Genomic DNA, 21,102 nt, shown 5'->3' with positions numbered 1-21,102 from the left:
ACTATGGGTAGCAAAGCCATTACCGACGCGAGCTTTCAGGCCGACGTCCTCGACAGCGACACCCCGGTGCTCGTCGATTTCTGGGCCGAATGGTGCGGCCCGTGCAAGATGATCGGCCCGGCGCTCGAGGAAATCTCGGACGAACTCGCGGGCAAGGTCGTGATCGCCAAGCTCAACATCGACGATCATCCCGACGCGCCGAGCAAATATGGCGTGCGCGGCATCCCGACGATGATTCTGTTCAAAAATGGCGAGATCGCCGACACCAAGGTCGGCGCGGCGCCGAAGAGCGCGCTCAAGGGCTGGCTCGAAGGCGCGCTTTAAGGTCTGATCCTTCTTTACCGGATCGTCATCCGGGCGAAGCCGGAATGACGATCCGGGCAGGGACGTTTTCTAGATCGCCCCCGCCTTGAACTGCTTGACCGCATGGTCGGCGGCGCGCGCGGTCAGCGCCATGAAGGTGAGCGACGGGTTGACGCACGAGATCGAGGCCATCTGGGCGCCGTCGGTGACGAACAGATTGGCGGCGTCGTGCGCCTGGCCCCATTTGTTGAGCACCGACTGGCGCGGATCTGATCCCATGCGGGCACCGCCCATTTCGTGGATCGCGTCGCCGGGCACATGTTCGCTGCGCCCGCTGGTGACGTTGGCGAGGCCCGCCCGGCGCAGCATCGCTTCGCCTTCGCTGCGCGCATCGTCCATCATGCGGATTTCATTGTCGCGGAAGGTGACGTCGAAGCGCATCAGCGGGATGCCGAAACGGTCGACCTTGTCGGCGTGCAGGCTGACGCGATTATCCTCATAGGGCAGGCATTCGCCGAACGCGCCCATACCGAATTTCCACGGCCCATAGCCGCGCATGCCGTGCTTCATCGACGCGCCGAAGCCCTCGGGCGGCAGCGGGTCGCGCCGCGCGCTGCCCTGATAGCCATAGCCGCGCCGGAACCCCACGCCTTCCTCGCCCCCGACATTGCGGAAGCGCGGGACATAGACGCCGCCCGGACGGCGGCCATATTCGATAAAGTCGGTCATCCCCGGAATATCGCCCGAGATGCCGACGCGGAAGATATGGTCCATCACATAGCGGCCGAGGGTGCCGCTGGCGTCGAAATGGCTCTTGGCCGTTCCCGGGATGCGCGAGTTCATCAATATCTGCGTCGAGGCCATCGCCGAGGCGCAGAGGAAGACGAGGCGCGCAGGAATCACCTCCGCCTGCTTCGTTTTGGTGTCGACGACGCGCACGCCCGTGACTTTCTTGGTCTTCGGATCATATTCGAGGTTGGAGACCACCGCGTCCGAACGCAGCGTCAGCCGCCCGGTGGCGCGCGCTGCGGGCAGGGTGACCGCCTGCGTCGAGAAATAGGCGCCGAACGAACAGCCGCGGCCGCACTGGTTGCGGAACTGGCATTTGCTGCGGCCCTGATCCTCCTTGTCCTCGGTCATGTTCGACAGGCGCGTGTTGATCAGCTTGCGCCCGGGCGACGTCGCCTCGAGCCGTTCCTTCACCCATTTCTCGGCGACGTTCATCTGGATCGGCGGCTGAAAGGCGCTGTCGGGGAGCTGCGGCAGATTTTCGCGCGATCCCGACACCCCGATATATTTTTCGACATAATCATACCAGGGCGCGACATCCTCATAGCGGATCGGCCAGTCGATCCCGACATTCTCGCGCTTGTTCGCCTCGAAATCCTCAGGGCTCCAGCGAAAGCTCCAGCGTCCCCAGATCAGCGACTTGCCGCCGACCGCGCCGGGCCGGATCCAGTAGAATTTCTCACCCTCGCCATAGGCATAGGGGTTGAGCCGGTCATTGTTGTAGAATTTCTGGTTCGACGGCGAGACATAGCCGTGGGTGGCGATGAAATAATCGCTCTTGATCAGCGGTTCGGGCATCCGGTCGCGCGCCGGGATTTCATAGGCCGGCCTGCCGTCAAAATCATAGTCGGCGCCATGCTCGACCATCACCCCGCGGTCGAGCATCAGCACCTTGAGGCCCTTTTCGGTCAATTCCTTCGCGGCCCATCCGCCGCTGACTCCGGAACCGATGACGATCGCATCGAACTGGTCGGTCATGTCTTGTCCTCGAATATCGGTCAGGCGCGAAGGCGGCTGAGCGTCTGGAAGCTGGTCGTGATGTCGGGCAGGTAGGGCGCGGGCGACTGGTCGTTCTCGACATAGAAATGCTCGACGCCCGCGATCTCGTTGAGCGTGAAGATGTCGGCGAAATCGATCACGCCCTTGCCGACGCTGGTCATCTTACCCTCGGCGGTGCGGTCCTTGACATGATAGGCGTAGATGCGTCCGGCCAGGCGCCGGATGACCGCCTTGGGGTCCTCGCCCGCGGCGACGGCCCAGAACAAGTCGAGCTCGATCTGGACGAGCGCCGGGTCGGCGTCGGCGATCAGCGTGTCGAACAGGCTGGTGCCGGCCGGCTTCAGCGTGAACTCGAAATCATGATTGTGATAGGCGAAGCCCAGCCCGGCCTTTTTGAGCCGCTCGGCATAGCGGTTGAAATCGGCGACCGCGGCCTTCCAGCCTTCGGCGCTGCGGTGCGCTTCGCCCATATAGGGGACGATCAGCGTGTCGGCGCCGAGCGCCTTGGTCATCGCGACCGCGCCGTCGAAGTCGCTGGCGAGCGCTTCATAGCCGACATGGATCGAGGGCGAGGTCAGCCCCAGCCGCTCCATTGTCTTGCGCAGCGCGGCGTGGTCCATCTTGTCATAACCGCCGCCGCCATATTCGACCTCGCGATAGCCGATCGCCGCGACCTTCTCGAGCGTCCCCATCGGGTCCTTCGCGAAAAGTTCGCGCACGGTATAGAGCTGGATGCCGATCGGCTTCGGTCCCGAGCTTCGCGCCATCAGCGGTCCCCCGGCGATCGTCGCTGCGAGCGCGGCGCCGCCCGCCATCCATTGCCGCCTGCCGATCATCATGACGAAAACACCTTCTTGATCTCGGAATAGGGATAGGCGCCGTCGTAGCGCCCGGGGACGGGCAGATATTCGCGTTCCTGCGTGATCCCGACCTCCGAGGTGAAATAGCCGGTGAGCACGAGCTGGCGGAACTTGTCGAAAAAGTCGGCGCCGCCGGGGAGCTTGTCTTCCATCGCGAGCGTCAGCAGCGCATCCTGCTGCGCCGGCGTCGCCTTGTCGGCGGCGACCTTGTAATCGCTCCGGCTGCGCGCCTCGATCGCGTCGAGCCCGGCGAGGATCGGCTTGCGGTCGTCGGGGCTGGCCCAATCGGCGAGCAGCTTCTCGATATATTCGGGGACGCCGGCCGCGATCGCGCCGGGGGTGTCGGTCGTCGGCATCACGCGCTCGCTGAGCGCGGTCATCAGCGCGCGCTGTTGCGCGGTAAACACCGGCGAGGAAGGCGGGCCGCTGCTGATCGGCGTCACTTGCGTGGCCGCCGCGCGCGCGATCGGCGCGAACAGGCTGGCGCCGAACATCGCGGCCATGCCCGCGAGCGCGTCTCTGCGGTCGATGATCATTTCACCTCGCCTTCAAAGTCATGGCTCGCCGCCGCCTCGGGCAGCGGGCGCACCCAGATGTTGCGGAACGAGACCGGGGAATGATGGTCCTGAAGCTGGATCGGCGCCGCATCGCCATGCGCCTCATATGTGGCGACCTTGCGCCACACCGTGCCGCCGAGCCACGGCTGGCGGTTCTGCACGAGCACGCCGTTGAGGAAGGCGGTGACATAGGCCGGACGCAGCAGCTTGCCGTCGGGTCCGAAGCGCGGGCGCTCGAAGATGATGTCGTAGCTCTGCCATTTGCCGGGCGCCCGCGACGGGTTCACCAGCGGCGGCTTCCACGCATAGATCGACCCGACGGTGCCGTCGGCGTAGGTCGGGTTCTGGTAGCCGTCGAGGATCTGGAGCTCGTAGCGCTGCATGAACCAGATGCCGCTGTTGCCGCGATCCTGCGACGTCTTGGCGGGCGGGTTGGGCGAGGCGAATTCGAGATGGAGCTGGACGTCGCCGAAGCTTTGCTTGCTGACCAGCGCATTTTCGCCCTTGCCGTCGGCGCGCGGGACCGAGGTCGCCGCGCCGTCCTTGACGGTCCACGGCGTCGCCTGCGGCTGCCACGCGTCGAGCGATGTGCCGTCGAACAGGACGATGGCGTCGGAGGGCGGAGCGCCGGGAGCCATGCCGGGGGTCACCACCGTCGGATGCGGGCGGTCCGAATCATGCACATGCCACTTCCCGCCGGGCAGCATCGGCGTGTCCTTGAACCCGGGCTTCTCCTCGGCAGCGGCGGGACTGCCCGCTACCACGGCCGCGATGGCGGCGGCCCATGCGAAACGCTTCACTTGTCTCTCCCTCATGCCGCGTCGATCGCGCGATAGGCGGCGACCAGCCGCTCTTCGCCGGCGCGCCCGTCGACCGAATTGCCGTGCTCCATGCCGATCACGCCCGCGAAATTCTTGGCGCGCAGCCAGCGGACGATATTGCGATAATTGATCTCGCCGCTTCCCGGTTCGTTGCGGCCGGGGTTGTCGCCGAACTGAATATAGGCGATCTCGTCCCAGCAGCTGCCCAGCGTGTTGATCAAATTCCCCGCCTGAATCTGCTCATGATAGAGGTCGGCCAAGACCTTGATCGCGGGGCTGTTCACCGCGCGCGCGACCGCATAGCCCTGCGGCACGGTCGACATGAAGACGCCGGGATGGTTCACCAGCGTGTTGAGCGGCTCCATCACCATGACGAGGCCGTGCGGTTCATAGATTTCGGCGGCGCGGCGCAGCACATCGATCACGCGCGCGGTCTGGATCTCGACCGGCAACTTGCGGTCCATGAAACCGGGCACGATCGTCATATGTTTGGAATTCAGCCGCTTGGCGACGTCGACCGAAGCCCGGATATCGGCCAGAAAACGTTCGCGATCGCCATCGTCGTTGCCGCCGAGCTGCGGCCGGAAATCGCCCCAGCGCGGCATGCTCGCGACGAACACGCCCATCGTCATGCCGCGCTGTTGCAGCGCGCGCGCCATCGCGCTCTGGTCGGCGACCGAACGGCCGGCGGCCTCATTATCCTCCCACGCGGTGAAACCCTGATCGGCGGCAAAGGCGATCTGCTCGAGCCGGCTCCCTCTGCTTTTGAAGCTGCCTTCGTGCGGGGCGTATTTCAGCGAAAAGCGCGCCGCGTTCGATGGCGCCGCGCCGGCCGCCGCGGTTGCCGCAGCGGCCGCGGCGACGCCGCTCGCCAACAGGGTTCGCCGTGAAAAATTCACGCCGCTTCGCCCGCGAGCGCCGCGCGCGACTTGCCGCGCTCGCGCAGCCAGATGAAGCCGAACACCGCGAGCAGGACGACGGGCAGGATCGCGAGCCGCTGGAACGACAGCGACGCGGCCGAGTCCTCGACCGCCAGCTTGGCGGCGCCGGTGAGCTGCGCGAACGCTTCGGGACCGCCGGCGAATTCAATCTTGGCGCGGTCGAACATCGCGCCCAGTTGCGGCAGCACGAAGAAGCTGGCGAGCGCGCCCGCCGATCCGACCAGCCCCATCGCCCACGATCCGCCGCGCGGATAGCGTTCGGCGACCGAGGCGAGCATCGTCGGCCACATCACGCAGACGCCGAGGCCCCAGACGGTCGAGGCGAGGATCGCCGCCGCCGGCGACTGCGCCTGGCTCAGCATGAAGAGCCCGATCGCCGCGAGCAGGCTCGATACCCAGAGCAGCCCGGGGTTCGAGATTTTGTTGGCGAGCCGCCCCGCGAAATGGCGGAAGACGAACATCAGCGCGTTGACGTAGACGAGCAGCAATATGCCGCGCATGCCGACGCGGTTCGACAGCGCGACGTCGATCCACTGGCCGGGGGCGAGTTCGGACGCCGCGGTCAGGAACATCGCGCCGAACCAGATGAAGAAGCTGGGGCGGCGGAACACTTCGCCCATCATCTCGCCGAAACTGACTCCGCTTTGCTCGCGCAACGGCGGCGGGAAGGTCGTGGTGAGGGCGATCACGACCGTAGCGGCGGCGGGGATCATCACGAGCGCCATGATGCCCTGCCACGGCAACGTCGCCGAAAGGAAGAAGCCGGCGAGCCCGCCGACGATGATGCCGCCGGGAAACCAGGCGTGCAGCACGTTGAGCCGGTGCGTCGTGTCTTCGGGGTAAAGCTGCGCGGTCAGCGGATTGATCGCCGCCTCGGTCAGCCCCCAGCCGATGCCGCTCAGCAGCATGCCGGCCCAGACGAGCCAATAGATCGTCATGCCGGTCGCGACATGGCCCGCGGTGACGATCATCAACGGGCCGAGGATGAAGCATAGCCCCGCGCCCGCCAGACACCGCTTCATGCCGATCTGGTCGAGCAACGCGCTGGCAACGAACAGGGTGATCGCGAAGCTGAGGAAGGCGGCACCAAGCGCGGCGGCGATCAGCTCGCCCGCCTGCAAGGGGGCGACGGGATCGATCCATTCGGCCTTGAGCCCGCTGGCGATCGCGCCCCGGATCGCGAGGCTCGCCGCGGCGGTGAACAGCGCGAGCACGCCCAGCCAGAACAATCGGCCCTTGTGCAATGTCGTGGTCATGCGTCCCTCTCCCCGCTTGTCGTTTTTTTGTCGGTTATCTTTTCAGTCGAGCCCCAGCATCGCGCGGTTGAGCGCCGGGTCGCTGCCGCCCGCGAAATCGTCGAACGCCTTGTCGGCCTTGCGGATCATGTGCGCGGCGATAAAGGGCGCGCCTTCGCGCGCACCGTCCTCGGGATGCTTCAGGCAGCATTCCCATTCGAGCACCGCCCAGCCGGCATAGCCATATTGCGTGAGCTTCGAGAAGATGCCGCCGAAATCGACCTGGCCGTCGCCCAGCGAGCGGAAGCGACCGGGGCGATCAACCCAGTCCTGAAAGCCGCCATAGACCCCCGATCGCCCGGTCGGATTGAGCTCCGCGTCCTTGACGTGGAACATGCGGATCCGCTCGTGATAAATGTCGATGAAGGCGAGGTAATCGAGCGCCTGCAGCACATAATGGCTGGGGTCGTAGAGGATGTTGGCGCGCGGATGATTGTCGACGCCTGCGAGGAAGCGTTCGAAGGTCACGCCGTCGTGGAGGTCCTCGCCCGGATGAATCTCATAGGCGAGGTCGATGCCCTCGGCGTCGAAGGCGTCGAGGATCGGCCGCCAGCGTTTCGCGAGTTCGGCGAAGGCTTCCTCGACCAGTCCCGCGGGGCGCTGCGGCCAGGGATAGAGATAGGGCCAGGCGAGCGCGCCCGAGAAAGTCGCATGGGCGTTGAGGCCGAGCCGCCGGCTCGCTTTGGCGGCGAGATGGAGCTGTTCGACCGCCCATTGCTGCCGCTCGGCCGGCTTGCCCTTCAGCGCGTCGGGCGCGAAGGCGTCGAACTGGGCGTCATAGGCGGGGTGCACCGCGACCAGCTGGCCCTGCAGATGCGTCGACAGCTCGGTGATCTCGACCCCCGCCTCGCGGCAGGTGCCGGCGAGCTCGTCGCAATAATCCTGACTCTCGGCGGCCTTGGCGAGATCGATGCAGCGGCTGTCCCAGGTCGGAATCTGGATGCCGACATAGCCGGCATCCGCCATCCAGCGCGCCGCCGAAGGCAAAGTGTCGAACGGCGCCGCGTCGCCCATGAATTGCGCGAGGAAGACAGCCGGACCCTTCATGCGATGGCCTTCCCGGTCACTTGGTTTCGGTCTTGAGATAAGCGATCAGCGCCGCGCGGCGGGCTGGATCGGCCACTTTGACGACCATGCGCGTGCCGGGGACCTTCTTGGTCGGCGCGGCGAGATATTCGTCGAGCGACTTTTCATCCCAGCGGATTTTTGAGGCCTTGAGCGCCGGGCTATAGTTGAACCCGGCGACCGTGCCGGCCGTCCGGCCCATCAGGCCGTGCAGATTGGGGCCCATCACGCTCTTGCCGCCCGCTTCGAGCGTGTGGCAGGCCTTGCACGCGGCAAAGGCCTGCGCGCCCGCTCCTTCGGCCGGTCCGGCATGCGCTATCGGTGATGGCATGACCATCGCGGCCATCAATATTGCACCCGCCAGCGGCAGGGCGAACAGAAATTTCATTATCCTCTCCCGTCTGGCAACAGCCGGTGCGATGATGTAACCGGTTGAAAGCGAATAATGCAAACAATTTTATGAATTCTGGCGGAGGGAATGCGATGAACGGTCGGTCGAAAATTCGCTATGGCATGGTCGGCGGCGGCGAGGGCGCTTTCATCGGTGCGGTGCACCGTATGGCCGCCGCGCTCGATAGCGAATATGAATTGGTATGCGGTGCGTTCAGCACCGACGCCGACCGCAACGGGCGGAGCGCCGGGGCGCTGGGACTCGATCCGCGCCGCGCCTATGCGACCGTCGACGAATTGCTTGGCGCGGAAGCGGCGCTTCCCGTGGACGAGCGGATGGAGGCGCTCGCGATCGTCACCCCGAACCATCTCCACGCCCCGATGGCGATCGCGGCGCTCGACGCGGGTTTTCACGTGCTGTCCGAAAAGCCGATGGCGCTGAATCTGGCCGAGGCGCACGCGATCGCCGCGGCGGTCGCGCGCAGCGGCAAGCTCTACGGGCTCGCCTTCACCTACAGCGGCTATCCGCTGATCGAAGAGGCGCGCGTGCGCGTCGCGCGCGGCGATTTCGGCAAAATCCGGCTCGTGCAGGCCGAATATTCGCAAGGCTGGCTGAGCCGGGCGATCGACGCCGATGGCAACAAGCAGGCCGAATGGCGCACCGACCCCGCGCGCGCCGGGCTCGGCGGCTGCCTCGGCGACATCGGGACGCACGCCTTCCAGCTCGCCGAGCATGTCTCGGGGCTGGCGGTCGAATCGCTGAGCGCCGACCTGACGACGCATGTTCCGGGGCGCCGCCTCGACGACGATGTGGCCGCGCTGCTGCGCTTCGAAGGCGGCGCGCGCGGCGTGCTCAAGGCCAGCCAGGTCGCCGCGGGCGACGAAAACGGCCTGCGGCTGCGCATCCATGGCGAGGAAGGCGGCCTCCTATGGTCGCAGATGGAGCCGAACAGCCTGACATTGCGCTGGCTCGACCGTCCGACCGAAGTGATCCGCGCCGGCGGACCGGGGCTCGACCCTTCGGCGATGGCGCGGCTGCGCACCCCGGCGGGGCACCCCGAGGGCTATATCGAGGCGTTCGCGAACCTCTATCGCAGCTTCGGCCGCACGCTGCGTGCAGGCACCGGGGCACCGCCGCCGCGCGGCGCGGCCGACTGGTTTCCCGGAATCGCCGACGGATTACGGACGATGGCTTTCGTCGAAGCGGTGGTCGAAAATGCGTCGGGCGACGCGAAGTGGACCGCGCTGGCGGACTGACGATCGCGCGGCGTCAGCTGTCCGGTGACAATAAAGTTTGTAACTGAGCTTCCGCAAAGTTTGTAATTCAGCAATGTCTGCAGATGTGGCTGGGGGCTGCTACGCGCTTTATGTCAGTCGTTCCAGCGTTTATCGACGGCCGCCCGAAGGCGTTCGTACGATCGACACAATGATAGTCGCGCCGTGAACGCGTCATACCCGATGAGGTGCTGCGACGCTCGCTATGGCGTCAGGTAGCAACGGGATTTTTCCTTTCGCTCTTCGCAGGACACCCCTCACGGGGAGGCACGACAAGTAAGGAAAAGTTGACTGGTCTCAGAGCAAACGCTGGCGCCCCTCGTCGAGATCGTTGGGAAAGGCTTTTCTCCAGGCGCGCGTTATCGGCCTCCATCATTTTCCCAGCAATACCATGCTCAACATTCTTCACCTGATCGGCAATATCTGCCGTCATGGTAACGGGAATTCCGTATCCATTCTGCACGGTCTGCGTCCGGACCTGTGGCGCACCACCGACTATCATCCGGTCGATCTCAAACCTTATCCGCATGTTCCAACGGCCGACTCGCTGCGGATCGATCCCGAATTGCTCGATGAGTTCGCGACGGCGATCAAGCAGTTCTGGTTCGATCTGGAGACTAAATTATCAAACTCTGAGCCGCCGGGATGGTACGGTAGCGGCCGAACTCGAGAAGCTTCGACCGGTGGGGGGATGTAGGCGATCGCAAATCCGGCAGACGTTCCCTAGCTGGAAGGCGAGGCCCCCTTTGGGTATCGCGGTCTGGGCATCGCAGACGTGCGACCAAGGTCGTCCTATTCTTTCGGAAGAGGGGCGATTTCGCACATGGCGACGGAAGAGGATATTGATGGGCTGGCTCGATAATCTGCGAAACAAGCTTGCCGATCGGTTGCGTGTCGAGACGCCGCTGCCGGGCCCCGAGCTCGTTCCCAGCGACCGCGACCTTTACACGCTCGACCATTGGCGGACGAAGCTGTCGGGTCTCCCCGGGACGATCGAATGCCCCGAGATGACATTGCATGGCCGCGACGCGGAAGGGACGATCTTCCGTGGTCCCGGACGGATCGAGATCATCAGCGACACGAAGATGCGCTTCTACATGCACGCCGAACCCGCGGCGGATCTGAGGGAGGTGATGCAGGCGTTCAACCGGCAAAAGGTAACCCATAGGACCCCTTGGATGCCTTTCGTCTGTTCGCGACCGATTATCGCGGTGTGCAATGGGCGGGCGGCTACACCCAAGCCGACTTCTATGCCGATCATGATCGCGGATGGCCGCTCTCCGGTGAAATCGAGGCCCTGTCGGCGCTCGCGAGCGGATTTTGGGTGTCTCGGCGGAACAATGTCGAGCTGTTGCTTGTGCCGCCTATCGACCTGCCGATGAGCGAGCGCTTGATCACAAGCGCTCATATTGGCGATCGCAGAATATTGTCGAGCTCCGGTCCGGGGCAACATGTGGTCGAGGTTCTGGGGACGAAGATTGCCTTTTCTTATGAGCCGTCGGGCGACGCGCTCTGGATTACGGCCGATGCCTCCAACGATTTGAAACACCCGTTTCTAGAGAACTGGTTGACCGAACCGCTCCGCATCTTGCTGGGTACGCCGATCTACCCGCGCATGGTTGCCCGCAATCTCGGCGATGGAACGGCGCATGTCTGGCTGCGCCCTTCGCCTCGCCACAAAGCTGCGTCGCCGATCGGCCTGCTCCAGCCCTTCGCGCTGGAGCGGGGACGTGCGGAGCAATTCTGGACACTCTATGCCGATATTCTGTCGTTTATCACAAATGCCGGTTCGTTCGAAGCGCAAGAGCTGACTCGTTATTATGACGAGCTTGCGCACGCCCAGCTCGGATCCCGATGGGTGCTGACCCTGACCCTCGTCGGCACGGCGGAAGCCCTCGCAAACAGCCTGATGACGGACGACGACCGTAGGTCGGAATTTGCGGAGGATATGCTCGATTCCATGAGGGAGCATATTGAAGGATGGGCGGAAGATGCAGGCTTGCGCGCGCGCATGCTCTCGAACCTCGGGATGATCAGCCGGCGCAGCGTGCTTGCTTTCATGCGCGGCCTCGGGCGAGCCGGGGCACTGCAGCCGGCGCACATCCAGACCTGGTACGAGGTCCGCAATTCCGTGATGCACGGGAATCTCGTCGAACCATGGTCGACGGAAGAGGGAGATGATCGACTGCATCAGATGATCGATCTGGTTCATGGTCTGACGCGCGCGCGAATCGTCGCCGGCCGCTGAGCTGACGCCTCTCGCCTGCGGCGCGACTGTCGCTCTACGTCGCCCGCGGCTGCGGGCGCCGCCGGGCCGCGTGTCGCGTACCGGCCATGGGGTAACGATTGACTGGCGGGTGGCCTTCCGGCCGTCATAGAGACTGCTTTGCAGCCGCTTTTAGTCTGGCCTTTACGCGACGGTGGCGGTGGGCGGCGCGCCCTTCTGGCGCGGGCCGCCATTCGGCTACTCCGCTTCGCTTCGGCGCTTGCCACCCCGTCGCTGCGTGCCGGGCTGCCTATGTCCAGCGTCAGCCCGACTTTAGGTCCGCGCTGGGATAGTCGACGTTGGCGGTAGCTGGATCCGAACCGGCGAAGTCTCGGGCCACTAATATATCAGCCTATCGCGGGCCCATCCGGAACTCTTCGGAGGTCGCGCACTCTACGCCAATCTCGGCCGCTCTGCGGGTTAGGACGACGATGACGCCTATGCGATCATCTGAAATCCCGGCGATCCATTACGCGGCCCCGTGCGCTCAGCGTGCCGGGTCAGTCATTTCCTGGATCAGGCGGCCTTCTGCCGTTTCATGCGCTGCTCATTCATCCGCTATTTTCGACCGAGCCATTACATCTGGTGCCTAACGGGCTACAGCCAATCGCTCGTGGCGTCAGCCTCGCTGAACAGTGTGCGACTCGTACCTGTAGCGCAGACGCGCAGCGCTGCGTGACATAGCAATTCCGGCCGAAAAGCGAATGCTGCGAGAGCGCGAGTGGGATTGCTCTCGACGCCGTCGGGTTAACTCCACTGCCACCTTCTGCAAATTTAATAGAGGAATTTTAGGAGCAATGTGGAAGTTTTAGGATATTTTCGATAAAAAATAAATCACTTTACAGTGAACATGAATATCCAGAAAGTTCTATAATAGAAAACTCATGAATGAAAACGAATAAACCTATCCAATTTCGGCGTGATACCGTATACTCCTCGTGATGAGTGCTGGACTGTCGGCCTGTCGCGAAAGTTGGTGCGGAAGGCCCCATCCTAGCTCCGGGGTAGTGCAGGGGGACGAGATGATACGCCTTCGTCACGGCTTCGATGAAGCGCGAGCAGCGAGGTTTCGAAAGCAGGGCCGAGGGCTGGGTGAGCACGCATCTTACAAGCCGTGGCTGCAGACGCACGAGGTGACCGTGCCGGATGATCGTAAAAGCAAGATTTTCGGCCTGAAGTCGCAGAGGTTGCATCAGCTATTTTCGGACCTTGAGTGTGATGCCGTGACCCTAATCGATTGGTCTTCACATGTTACCGATATTCGCGAACGCTACCCGCTAGACCAAGCGCTTGTTCACAAAATTGCGAGCGAAATTGGCGTTAAGCTGCCATTCGACAAGCACTCGGAGGCGCCCCTCGTGTTCTGTACGGACTTGCTCATCTCGGTGAATGCCGGTCGCCCGGTCGCCCGCTCGGTTCGGAAAGCTGCAGATTTGGGGAAAAAGACTATACTCGGCCTTCTAGAGGTTGAGCGCCGGTACTGGGTTGCCCTGGGTCAAGAATGGCGGATAATCACAGAACAGGACATTGACGAAATCCATCTTCATAATGTCAATTTTGCGCGCGCGCACGTTGACCTTGGCAAGGCAGTCGAATTTAACGATCGTCCCTTAGCGGAAATGGCGGCAGAGTTACTTGGCGATATTATAAAATACCCGTTTATACCCTTGACGCATGTAGGCGCTTCGTTCCTTCCTTGTTCCAATTTTCTGGCTTGAAGAACGCCGCTTGATTCCCAAGCCCAAGCGGTCCATAAGGGGCCATGGTCGATACCCTCACCCAAGACGTGATTCGCCGCGAGCGCTTGCGCGCCGAAGGCATGATCCGCGACGCGGAGCGCATGACCGCTGAAGCGCGCGCCATCCTTGAGGACCTTGATGCTGTCGCGCGGGTGATGAGCCGCGTTGGTGGTGAAGGCGCCGAAGGATCGCCTATTTTGCGCGCTATTGCGGCAAGTTCTGATATTTCCACCAACCGTGCCCCAACCCACGCGGGTGGGGGGGCTGGCTTTAGCATCCGCAACCCCTTCAAGGCGGGGACCAACAAAGCCTTTATCTGGGAGGTGCTTGATACAGCCCATACGATCTGGTTGAACGCCAATCAGATTCAAGAGCGAGCTTCAGAGCTTAAAGGCGAGGACATCCCCATGTCGTCTATCTCGCCGATGCTGAGCGAGATGAAGGACACCTACCTTGAACGCGACGGAATGTTGGTCGCTCTAAAGGAGCGGGTGCCAGCTAAGGAAGCTCAGGATGAACAATGATGGGGCCGGAGGTCAGGTGGCCAGGAACGATTGGAAGCGTCTCCCCTGGGGTTCGATTCCCCCCGGCTCCACACCATTTTCACCGACTGGCGCGCTAACGCCGGTCTAATTTCAACCACCAGCCCAACCGTTAGAAAGGAGGGTAGTTGCGCAATGTGGCATATAGCCCGGAGATTACCGTAATCTAAATGCCGGGGCGGCTCGCGTGAGCGAGCCGCCTTAGGCTTCGTCTAGCAAATCGGCCGATTCTCGTCTATAGCGAAGTGCATGGACCGCATTTCCCTAGCGGACGCGCTCGCGTCCGGCGACTTAGAGCCATTTATTCAGCAAGCAGAGGCCGATGGCATAGGCCCCGCTGATCGCGATCAATTTGAGGCGATGGCAGGGCGCGTCACAGCGCCCCAACCAGAAGGTCAAACATCCCGTTCACCCGCTCGCGGTTCGAAGCCCGGAAAGTGAACTCCGACAGATAGCGCTGCATGTGCTTGCTGCTAATCTGAACGTGGGTCGAGCGGACCGACGCTTTAAACAGCCGCCAGAAGCCTTCCACGGTGTTGACGTGGAACGTCTCGCCCGAACGGTAGTCGTAGTGGGCGTATTCCTTCTTGCCATGCTTCACCGCGCCGTGGGTGAACCCGTCGCCAGTCAGTAAGTTGTAGCTGTAGAGTTCGTCGGTCGATACGACCGAACCCGGCTCCACGTTGTCTAGCACGACGTTGCGAAGCGTGTCCTTTTTGACGTCGGGGATGACAACGGCCTTCATCTGCCCGTCGCGGCTGGCGAGGCCCATGACGATGGTCTTGCCGGGAGCGCCGCGACCGCGCTTACCACCCGAACGACGACCGCCAACATAGGCTTCGTCCAGTTCGACGTGACCGGCGAGCAGCGCGTCGAACGATTGGGCCTTGGCGGTGAGATCGCGGATTTGCTGCCCAATGCGATAGGCGGTCTTGTAGGTCACCCCGAGCTGGCGCTGGAGTTCCTTGCCGCTCACGCCGTGGCGCGTCGTGCAGAAGAGATACATTGCGTAGAACCAGCTAACCAGCGGGGTGCGCGTATCGTGCAGGATCGTGTTGGCGGTCGGGTTCACGTGATAGCCACACGACGCGCAAACGTAGGTGCGGCGCTTCGCCAGCTTGTGGAAGGTCGAGTCAACGACGCCGCACTTGGGGCAGTCGAAGCGAGTGCCGCCGAAACGAACTTGCATGATGTGGGCAAGGCAAGCGTCGTCATCGGGGAAGCGCTGGAAGAACTCGCGAACGCTGAACTCGGGGCTGGCAGAGGGGCTTTTCTTGGTCATGCCATCTTAATGGCACAATCCTATACATGCGTCAAGGGGATAAACGGGATAAAATATAATCATCTTACTATTGAAGAAATATGCTCAAGACTGGATGTGGAATGGCGGGCCGCCGGTCAGGCGCTGTATCTGTTTAGACATTTGATTGGAATACGCGTTATTTCTTGCAAGCCGCATGTCAAGCTGTCCTTAGCAGTTCTTGCGAACGAACTGATCATCAATCAACGGCGATATTGATGTCGGCGTGGCTCACACGCTCAGTTTTCCGATTCGTAGAGGCGAAAAGGCTTTGCCGCGTTTTATGGTTTGACCCGACGATTGGCGCGTACTCTATCGACCTAGATAATTCCAAGGCGCTGCCTGAGTTTCTTGGGATAGATGAGATAGAATATTTGAATTCGAACGGTCTGACAGAGGCGGGGCATGATCCGTTCGCGAGCCCGCCGGTTGAGACGTCGATTTCTATCAAGTCGCGCGAAAAGCGCGCTGAGCGTTGGGCCATTGTGAGGCCGCTAACATTGCAGGTCCCGGCCATATTCATCCCCAAGCTTCGGGGGCCACTCATCACGAACCGCTCCACTGAAACCGGGACACCGCCGCGCGACATTTATCGTGATCTTCGACGTTTTTGGCAGCGCGGCATGACCGAACAAGCGATTACTCCTGAGTATGGAAATTGCGGCGCTCCTGGAGAGCGAAGGGTGGCAGGCTTGAGGCCGCTCGGACGTCCAGGATTCGAGCCGACCTTCATAGTCACCCCCGAGGACGAAGCGCTCTTCCAGCGTGTCATCAAGAAAGAATATGAGTCCAATCCGCGGTGTACGATCACCGCCGCATATGAGACATTGCTTCTAGATCACTTCACGCGGCGCGTCGCGGATCGAGCGGCCGGAACGAAGCCAGCAGTTGTTGACCCTCACCCGTCGTACAAGCAGTTTTATGATACGCTAAGGCGCAACAATGATCATTATTTTCTCCGGATCAGGCGAGAGGGTCGTGCGAACGTCGAGAAGGATAGCCGTGCTATCCTCGGCTCCTCAACATCGCAAACGCTCGGCCCGGGTTATCGGTTCGAGATTGATGCAACGATCGCTAATTTCCGACTGCGTAGCCGGAAAAGTCGTCGCACTGTTGGCCGTCCGGTCGTCTATTTCGTTGTCGATGTTTTTAGCGGGCTAATCGTCGGCATGTATGTAGGTCTGGAATTCGCGTCTTGGCCTGGGGCGATGCAGGCGCTTGCCAACGTCGTCTGTAACAAAGTCGAATTTTGCCGGCGCTACGGTATCTCCATTACGGAAGACGAATGGCCAGGGGGGTTTCTTCCTGAAGTTATCTTGGGCGATGGCGGCGAGGTTGCAGGGCCAATGATCGACCTGCTCTTGACGCGGTTCAATGTGATTTCGGAGACCGCTGAGCCTGGCCGAGGCGACAAAAAAGGGAACGTGGAGAAGCGTTTCGACATGGTGCCAGTCAAGATTGTCCCTTTCGTCGAGGGCTGGGTCAACCCGGAGGCGAAGAGCCCGGTACCGAAACACAAGCGAGACGGAGAGTATGATCTCGATGGCTTCACCAAAGCTATGATCCAGAGTGTCATCTATTTTAACAACAGTCACCAGTTGATAAACCTTAATGGTCGGCCGCCTGACATGATCGCCGACGGAGTGCCGGCCATCCCGCTGGAAATGTTCAACTGGGGAATTAGGAATCGATCCGGACAGCTCCGCCATTTTGACTATGATGATGTGCGCCTGAGCTTGTTGCGTGTCGTTGAAGGAAGGGTCACGGAGTCTGGGTTTGAGGTCCTCGGTCTTCGCTACACGTGCGACCGAAAATTCAGAGGCCGGATGTTCGAAAAGGCTCGCCAGACCGGGGTTTGGAAGGAGCGCTTCTCGGTCGAAGAAACATTCGTGGATGAAGTGTACTGGCACGCCAGCGGTGCGCACGGAGAATTGATACCGTGCAAGCTCACGCCTGCTTATGCCGATTATAAAGGTATGACTCGCTATGAAGTCAACATGTTGGCTGCTCAAGCTAAAGGAATTGAACGGGCTCACAAGCGACGGGATCTCGACGGGAGGCTGGCTTTGGTCGAGCGGCTTAGGGACATCCGGGAAGAGCAACGGCATGCAGCGACGATGCTCCCTGACATGTCTATTGCTGAACGCGACCGTGACGCTCGCGAGAACCGCAAAGCCGAAAAAAATAATGATGATCGTCTAAAAAAATCAATGCCGACTGCGCCAGTTGAACTCACCCCACTTGGGGTGCCGGTTAACCGATATGCGCTGCCCGCATTATCCAAGCTCCGCCGAAAGGAATAGTCAGATGGGGAAGCAAGGGTTGGCCGAATATGACGACAACGGGTATATTTGCGCTCTCCCCGATATATTATCGTACGATGAAATTGTCGATCGATTAAGCGAAGACTTCTCGTTCGATGAACGGGAGAGGGATTTTTCGCCAGAGCTCCGCATGCATGCCGTTATGAGACTGGCTCGGTTTTTTACGCCATTAAGTCAGCATCTTACCCTGTACACGAGCATTATGTTGACGCTGCGCCAAGGATATGTGGCGCGTACGCCAGGGACTCCAGCGCATATCGCATACCGGCAAGGGGTGCTCGCCCGCCTTAGCGACGGAGAGCATGGCAACCCGAATCTTTCTCATATCAACAAGGCCTGCTCATTTGCCTTTCTCGGCTGCTCAGGAACGGGAAAATCTTATAGCATCCGCCATATTCTGAGGTCTATCGAACAGTCGATCCAGCATATAGAACCTGTCACTGTCATTCAGGTTGTTTGGCTCTATGTGGAATGCCCTCACAGAGGAAACCTGCGTGGACTCTGTCTGAGGATATTGTCGGCCCTTGATAAGGCTTTAGAGACGACAAGCTACCGTACACTATACGGCTATCGGCGGAATACGGTCGAGGAACTCTTACTCGACATCGAGCAACTCTTCACGGTCCACGCGGTGGGCCTACTCGTGATCGATGAGATCCAAAACCTTCGTGAGGCGCAACAGGCGGACAAATCGGCAGTGACCAAGTTTTTTGTTCTCTTGGTCAACTCGGTAGGTGTCCCCGTCATTACGGTGGGCACGCTTGGCGCGGCGTCGGTGTTCGACAGTGCGTTCTCCAACGCTCGCCGGGCATCCGGGCTGGGGTCGATCTTATGGTATCCCTTGGCCCGAGGCAGCAATGATGATGACGAATGGCCGGACTTTGTGCGGCAGCTTTGGCGCGGGCAGTGGACATCAACTGGGACAGAGCTCACCTCGGAGATACTGGATGCGCTGTATGAAGAAACGCAGGGCGTACTCGACCTAGTCGTCATTCTCTACATGCTTTGCCAGATCCAGCTAATCCAACTGACCGCACTGGCGCGGTACCATTCGTCGGCCGCGTTGACCGATGAAACGATCACAGTCGAACTTATCAAATCCGTGGCCGCAGAAAAATTTCGGTTGATCGCCCCGCTGTTGAGTGCGCTACGCAATGGCAACCTTGACGCATTGGGGGACTTTGACGGTCTACTCGCATTTCATGAATCGATGGAGGTCGAATTCAAGAGCCGACTAAAGGAAGTGCCCCGCCGACCAAGTAAGCCGACGCCAAGCGCTAGCGGTCCTCAACTTGATAAAGAGGAAGCCCGCCAAACATTGATTAGGATGGGTTTGGCATCCGACCTCAGTGAGGCTGTTGTCGCCAACTCGACAGAAAATGGCGATTTGCATCTAGGTTCTCTCCTGCGCCGAGCAGCCGAACTCCTAGACGGTTCTCGTGCCGCGCCGGCGAAGCAGCGCCGCACTTCGCGTCGCAAGCAGGATGCTGGCAGTAATATGTTGCAGCAGCTTGTTGCAGAAGCCGCTGCAGAACAGCTTGGCGCCTACGAGGCGTTGCGGCGGGCAGGTCACTGTGTGCCGCTATCGCAAGATTTCCCATGGTAGCATCGCTCCTTTCCTACGTTCCGGAGCTCTATCCCGACGAAACTTTCTATAGCTTCTTCGCACGCTACCGGCGTGATCTCCGGCTATCCCACATGCGCGCATGTATTGAGATTTTCGGAAAGGAACGGTTTGTTTCTCCAAGTGGCATGCAAGGCCGTCTCGAGCATGCGGCAAAGCGGATACATCCCGATCGCGGGCTAACTGTGGAGCGATTGATCCACGAAACAACACCTTACAACTACTATGCGTCGTTCGTGAGTCCTGAAAGGGCGCGCCTTGGATTTGCGCAACTCGCCGCTGGCGACGATCGGCATGTGGCACAGACTTTGAGCGTAGCTCGGTCGACGATAAAGCCACCCACCAATCTTCAACTTTGCCTCAAGTGCTGCGCCGAGGCGCAGGATAACCACTCCGATCTCTACTGGCGCCGATCCCATCAGCTTCCCGGGGTGATCGTTTGCTCCACGCACCGCACAATTTTGCAGAAGTCTGACCTGCGGGCCACCGGCCTTTCACCGTACGAGCCCAGTTTCGCGCTTTCAAATTCGATAATACACCGAAGTAGTCCGGCGATAGAATCGATCGAGCCGACCGCTCTCGATATCCTTTATAAGATCGCAAAATTTAGCGCTGATCTATGTTCCCGCCCGCCAGCTCAATATATGCCAGAAATTGTCAAGGAAGGTTATCGGGGACGTCTACGAGACCTGGGCTTCACGCACGGCAGCCTAATTACGAGTGCGCGAGTGACAAGCTTGATTGCTGCGTATTTGGCACCCATAGCCCCCTTTATTTCTGGTTTGTGCCCCGATGATGCGATCAAAAAAAAACTGCATATTCTATGGGTCGAGGAAGCGCGATCGCCGCACCCCATCCGCCACATTCTATTTCAGATCTTCTTGGAGGAATTAGAGGGCTGCGAAACACATCTTCTGCGTAGCGACCACAGCTTTGGTGACGGGCCATGGCCGTGCCTGAATCCGCTCGCTGATCACCGCGGCGAACTGCGCATCACCAAAATGGTCCTGCACGAATTTCGTGATGGAAAAGCGATTAAGGCTGCATTTCACTGCGCGGATTGTGGGTACCGATATCGACGAACAGCAGCATCGGATGAAGTCGATGTGATCCATTTTGGAGGACTTTTTGACAAGCGGCTGAGCGAATTAATCCGGTCAAAGGTTTCGATCTACGGAATGGAGCGCCTTTTGTACGCCACCCGGGCGCGCATTCAAAGCCGAGCACAGGAACTTGGACTCTCCTTGCTTCGGTCGTCGACGCATAGTCGGATTCCCCTGAGCGAAGCAAAATTGAAATTCAAGGCGCGGCTTGCGCGGGATTCGGATGCAAACCGATCGGAATTCTGTTCAAAGAATCGTCGTCTTATTAGGCGTTTGCGACGCGATGATCCAGAATGGCTCGAGGCCCATTTGCCCGGTCCCCTTATGCCCGGAAACAAGAGAGACTGGCAAGAGGCGGACACGCAGCTCGCTGCCCTCATCCGTCGCCGAGCGTTGGAACAGCTTTCGCAATTTCCGCGCGCGCGCATTACGGCGCGATCGTTGCTCGCCGAAGACAACTGGCGGCAAATCGGGTTGCGTTCTCGCGAAAAACTTCCTGAGAGTTGGGCGCTGATCGATGACTTGTCCGAATCCCTTGAAATATTTCATGAGCGCAGTCTGACCAATGCGGCATCGGTTATGATCGAGCAGGGGATCCCGCTGTGTAAAACCCGCATGCGGGCGCTCGCGCGCGTGTCGCCAGTCGCGAACCCGATTGCCGAAGCTATAATCCGTCGACACTTGGAGGCCTGACGGGCGTTACTCGAGCTACCTTCGATTCTCTCGGAGACCAGAAATCTTGCAACCTTGAGGCGCGGCACCCAAGCCTTGCGCCGCGCAAAATTAGGTGCGCGTGCCGTTTCATGATTCCAGCGCCGCAGGACCCGCGTTCAAGGTGGCGCGGCGCGAACAAATCGGACACGACATAACGACCAGATAGGACGATAACGATCTTTATCGTCCTGTGGA

General features: G+C 60.8%; 18 protein-coding genes. 9 read left to right on the top strand and 9 right to left on the bottom strand.

Going from position 1 to position 21,102, the window contains the following annotated elements; genetic code table 11:
- Positions 1 to 3: 3 nt before the first annotated feature.
- Complete coding sequence (gene trxA, locus VFG17_RS11815) at positions 4 to 324, top strand: thioredoxin TrxA (protein WP_325029671.1); 321 nt, start codon at positions 4 to 6, stop codon at positions 322 to 324.
- Between the two features lie 69 nt (positions 325 to 393).
- Here trxA and VFG17_RS11810 read toward each other — a convergent pair whose 3' ends face one another.
- The 8 genes from VFG17_RS11810 to VFG17_RS11775 are packed head-to-tail and all read right to left on the bottom strand — an operon-like array spanning position 394 to position 8,018.
- Positions 394 to 2,070: a GMC family oxidoreductase gene (locus tag VFG17_RS11810; protein WP_325029670.1), complete on the bottom strand. Its 1,677-nt coding sequence runs from the start codon at positions 2,068 to 2,070 to the stop codon at positions 394 to 396.
- A gap of 20 nt (positions 2,071 to 2,090) precedes the next feature.
- The gene (locus VFG17_RS11805) at positions 2,091 to 2,930 is read right to left on the bottom strand and encodes a sugar phosphate isomerase/epimerase (RefSeq protein ID WP_325029669.1); all 840 of its coding nucleotides are present in this window, start codon (positions 2,928 to 2,930) and stop codon (positions 2,091 to 2,093) included.
- Entirely contained in the window at positions 2,927 to 3,487 is a 561-nt protein-coding gene (locus VFG17_RS11800; RefSeq protein WP_325029668.1) for a gluconate 2-dehydrogenase subunit 3 family protein, read from the bottom strand. Before VFG17_RS11800 ends, VFG17_RS11805 begins: the two co-directional genes overlap by 4 nt.
- Positions 3,484 to 4,308: a DUF1080 domain-containing protein gene (locus VFG17_RS11795; protein WP_325029667.1), complete on the bottom strand. Its 825-nt coding sequence runs from the start codon at positions 4,306 to 4,308 to the stop codon at positions 3,484 to 3,486. Before VFG17_RS11795 ends, VFG17_RS11800 begins: the two co-directional genes overlap by 4 nt.
- A gap of 11 nt (positions 4,309 to 4,319) precedes the next feature.
- The gene (locus VFG17_RS11790) at positions 4,320 to 5,228 is read right to left on the bottom strand and encodes a hydroxypyruvate isomerase family protein (protein ID WP_325029666.1); all 909 of its coding nucleotides are present in this window, start codon (positions 5,226 to 5,228) and stop codon (positions 4,320 to 4,322) included.
- Positions 5,225 to 6,526, bottom strand: coding sequence for an MFS transporter (locus VFG17_RS11785; RefSeq protein WP_325029665.1), 1,302 nt, complete (start codon positions 6,524 to 6,526; stop codon positions 5,225 to 5,227). Before VFG17_RS11785 ends, VFG17_RS11790 begins: the two co-directional genes overlap by 4 nt.
- A gap of 42 nt (positions 6,527 to 6,568) precedes the next feature.
- Positions 6,569 to 7,612 carry a sugar phosphate isomerase/epimerase gene (locus VFG17_RS11780; protein WP_325029664.1) on the bottom strand — a complete coding sequence of 348 codons (1,044 nt, stop codon included), beginning with the start codon at positions 7,610 to 7,612 and terminating at the stop codon, positions 6,569 to 6,571.
- 16 nt (positions 7,613 to 7,628) lie between these two features.
- Positions 7,629 to 8,018: a c-type cytochrome gene (locus VFG17_RS11775; protein WP_325029663.1), complete on the bottom strand. Its 390-nt coding sequence runs from the start codon at positions 8,016 to 8,018 to the stop codon at positions 7,629 to 7,631.
- 95 nt (positions 8,019 to 8,113) lie between these two features.
- Between VFG17_RS11775 and VFG17_RS11770 the strand changes: the two genes are divergently transcribed.
- From VFG17_RS11770 to VFG17_RS11750, 5 genes are all read left to right on the top strand, one after another.
- Positions 8,114 to 9,277 (top strand): Gfo/Idh/MocA family oxidoreductase, encoded by a 1,164-nt coding sequence (locus VFG17_RS11770; protein ID WP_325029662.1) that lies wholly within the window; start codon positions 8,114 to 8,116, stop codon positions 9,275 to 9,277.
- A 349-nt stretch (positions 9,278 to 9,626) separates the two neighbouring features.
- Entirely contained in the window at positions 9,627 to 9,992 is a 366-nt protein-coding gene (locus VFG17_RS11765; RefSeq protein WP_325029661.1) for a hypothetical protein, read from the top strand.
- A gap of 477 nt (positions 9,993 to 10,469) precedes the next feature.
- Positions 10,470 to 11,543 (top strand): hypothetical protein, encoded by a 1,074-nt coding sequence (locus VFG17_RS11760; RefSeq protein WP_325029660.1) that lies wholly within the window; start codon positions 10,470 to 10,472, stop codon positions 11,541 to 11,543.
- Positions 11,544 to 12,583: 1,040 nt separating this feature from the next.
- Positions 12,584 to 13,279, top strand: a complete 696-nt coding sequence (locus VFG17_RS11755; protein WP_325029659.1) for a TnsA endonuclease N-terminal domain-containing protein — start codon at positions 12,584 to 12,586, stop codon at positions 13,277 to 13,279.
- A gap of 44 nt (positions 13,280 to 13,323) precedes the next feature.
- Entirely contained in the window at positions 13,324 to 13,824 is a 501-nt protein-coding gene (locus VFG17_RS11750; protein ID WP_325029658.1) for a hypothetical protein, read from the top strand.
- Between the two features lie 391 nt (positions 13,825 to 14,215).
- On the opposite strand, the gene VFG17_RS11745 is transcribed toward VFG17_RS11750, so the two are convergent.
- A complete protein-coding gene (locus VFG17_RS11745; RefSeq protein WP_325029657.1) occupies positions 14,216 to 15,124 on the bottom strand; it encodes an IS1595 family transposase in 909 nt (302 codons plus the stop codon).
- A gap of 236 nt (positions 15,125 to 15,360) precedes the next feature.
- Here VFG17_RS11745 and VFG17_RS11740 point away from each other — a divergent pair, with 236 nt between their 5' ends.
- From VFG17_RS11740 to VFG17_RS11730, 3 genes are read left to right on the top strand one after another with little or no spacing between them, the layout of a single operon-like run.
- Positions 15,361 to 17,445 carry a hypothetical protein gene (locus tag VFG17_RS11740; RefSeq protein WP_325029656.1) on the top strand — a complete coding sequence of 695 codons (2,085 nt, stop codon included), beginning with the start codon at positions 15,361 to 15,363 and terminating at the stop codon, positions 17,443 to 17,445.
- Positions 17,446 to 17,449: 4 nt separating this feature from the next.
- A complete protein-coding gene (locus VFG17_RS11735; RefSeq protein ID WP_325029655.1) occupies positions 17,450 to 19,072 on the top strand; it encodes an ATP-binding protein in 1,623 nt (540 codons plus the stop codon).
- Complete coding sequence (locus VFG17_RS11730) at positions 19,066 to 20,886, top strand: TnsD family Tn7-like transposition protein (protein ID WP_325029654.1); 1,821 nt, start codon at positions 19,066 to 19,068, stop codon at positions 20,884 to 20,886. The genes VFG17_RS11735 and VFG17_RS11730 overlap by 7 nt, the downstream gene beginning before the upstream one ends.
- The last annotated feature ends 216 nt before the right edge of the window (positions 20,887 to 21,102 follow it).

The sequence above is a fragment of the Sphingopyxis sp. genome, assembly GCF_035686825.1.
In the GTDB taxonomy this organism is placed as follows: Bacteria; Pseudomonadota; Alphaproteobacteria; order Sphingomonadales; family Sphingomonadaceae; genus Sphingopyxis.
Note: the sequence above shows the minus strand (reverse complement) of the source record. Positions and strands in the feature narration are given on the sequence as shown.

Excerpts from the sequence above, each read along its gene's own strand:
- VFG17_RS11745 (WP_325029657.1), bottom strand. The coding sequence starts at position 15,124 with ATGACCAAGAAAAGCCCCTCTGCCAGCCCCGAGTTCAGCGTTCGCGAG.
- VFG17_RS11770 (WP_325029662.1), top strand. The coding sequence starts at position 8,114 with ATGAACGGTCGGTCGAAAATTCGCTATGGCATGGTCGGCGGCGGCGAG.
- VFG17_RS11780 (WP_325029664.1), bottom strand. The coding sequence starts at position 7,612 with ATGAAGGGTCCGGCTGTCTTCCTCGCGCAATTCATGGGCGACGCGGCG.
- VFG17_RS11755 (WP_325029659.1), top strand. The coding sequence starts at position 12,584 with ATGATACGCCTTCGTCACGGCTTCGATGAAGCGCGAGCAGCGAGGTTT.
- VFG17_RS11775 (WP_325029663.1), bottom strand. The coding sequence starts at position 8,018 with ATGAAATTTCTGTTCGCCCTGCCGCTGGCGGGTGCAATATTGATGGCC.
- VFG17_RS11805 (WP_325029669.1), bottom strand. The coding sequence starts at position 2,930 with ATGATGATCGGCAGGCGGCAATGGATGGCGGGCGGCGCCGCGCTCGCA.
- VFG17_RS11800 (WP_325029668.1), bottom strand. The coding sequence starts at position 3,487 with ATGATCATCGACCGCAGAGACGCGCTCGCGGGCATGGCCGCGATGTTC.
- VFG17_RS11750 (WP_325029658.1), top strand. The coding sequence starts at position 13,324 with ATGGTCGATACCCTCACCCAAGACGTGATTCGCCGCGAGCGCTTGCGC.
- VFG17_RS11810 (WP_325029670.1), bottom strand. The coding sequence starts at position 2,070 with ATGACCGACCAGTTCGATGCGATCGTCATCGGTTCCGGAGTCAGCGGC.
- VFG17_RS11735 (WP_325029655.1), top strand. The coding sequence starts at position 17,450 with ATGGGGAAGCAAGGGTTGGCCGAATATGACGACAACGGGTATATTTGC.
- VFG17_RS11740 (WP_325029656.1), top strand. The coding sequence starts at position 15,361 with ATGTCGGCGTGGCTCACACGCTCAGTTTTCCGATTCGTAGAGGCGAAA.
- VFG17_RS11730 (WP_325029654.1), top strand. The coding sequence starts at position 19,066 with ATGGTAGCATCGCTCCTTTCCTACGTTCCGGAGCTCTATCCCGACGAA.
- trxA (WP_325029671.1), top strand. The coding sequence starts at position 4 with ATGGGTAGCAAAGCCATTACCGACGCGAGCTTTCAGGCCGACGTCCTC.
- VFG17_RS11785 (WP_325029665.1), bottom strand. The coding sequence starts at position 6,526 with ATGACCACGACATTGCACAAGGGCCGATTGTTCTGGCTGGGCGTGCTC.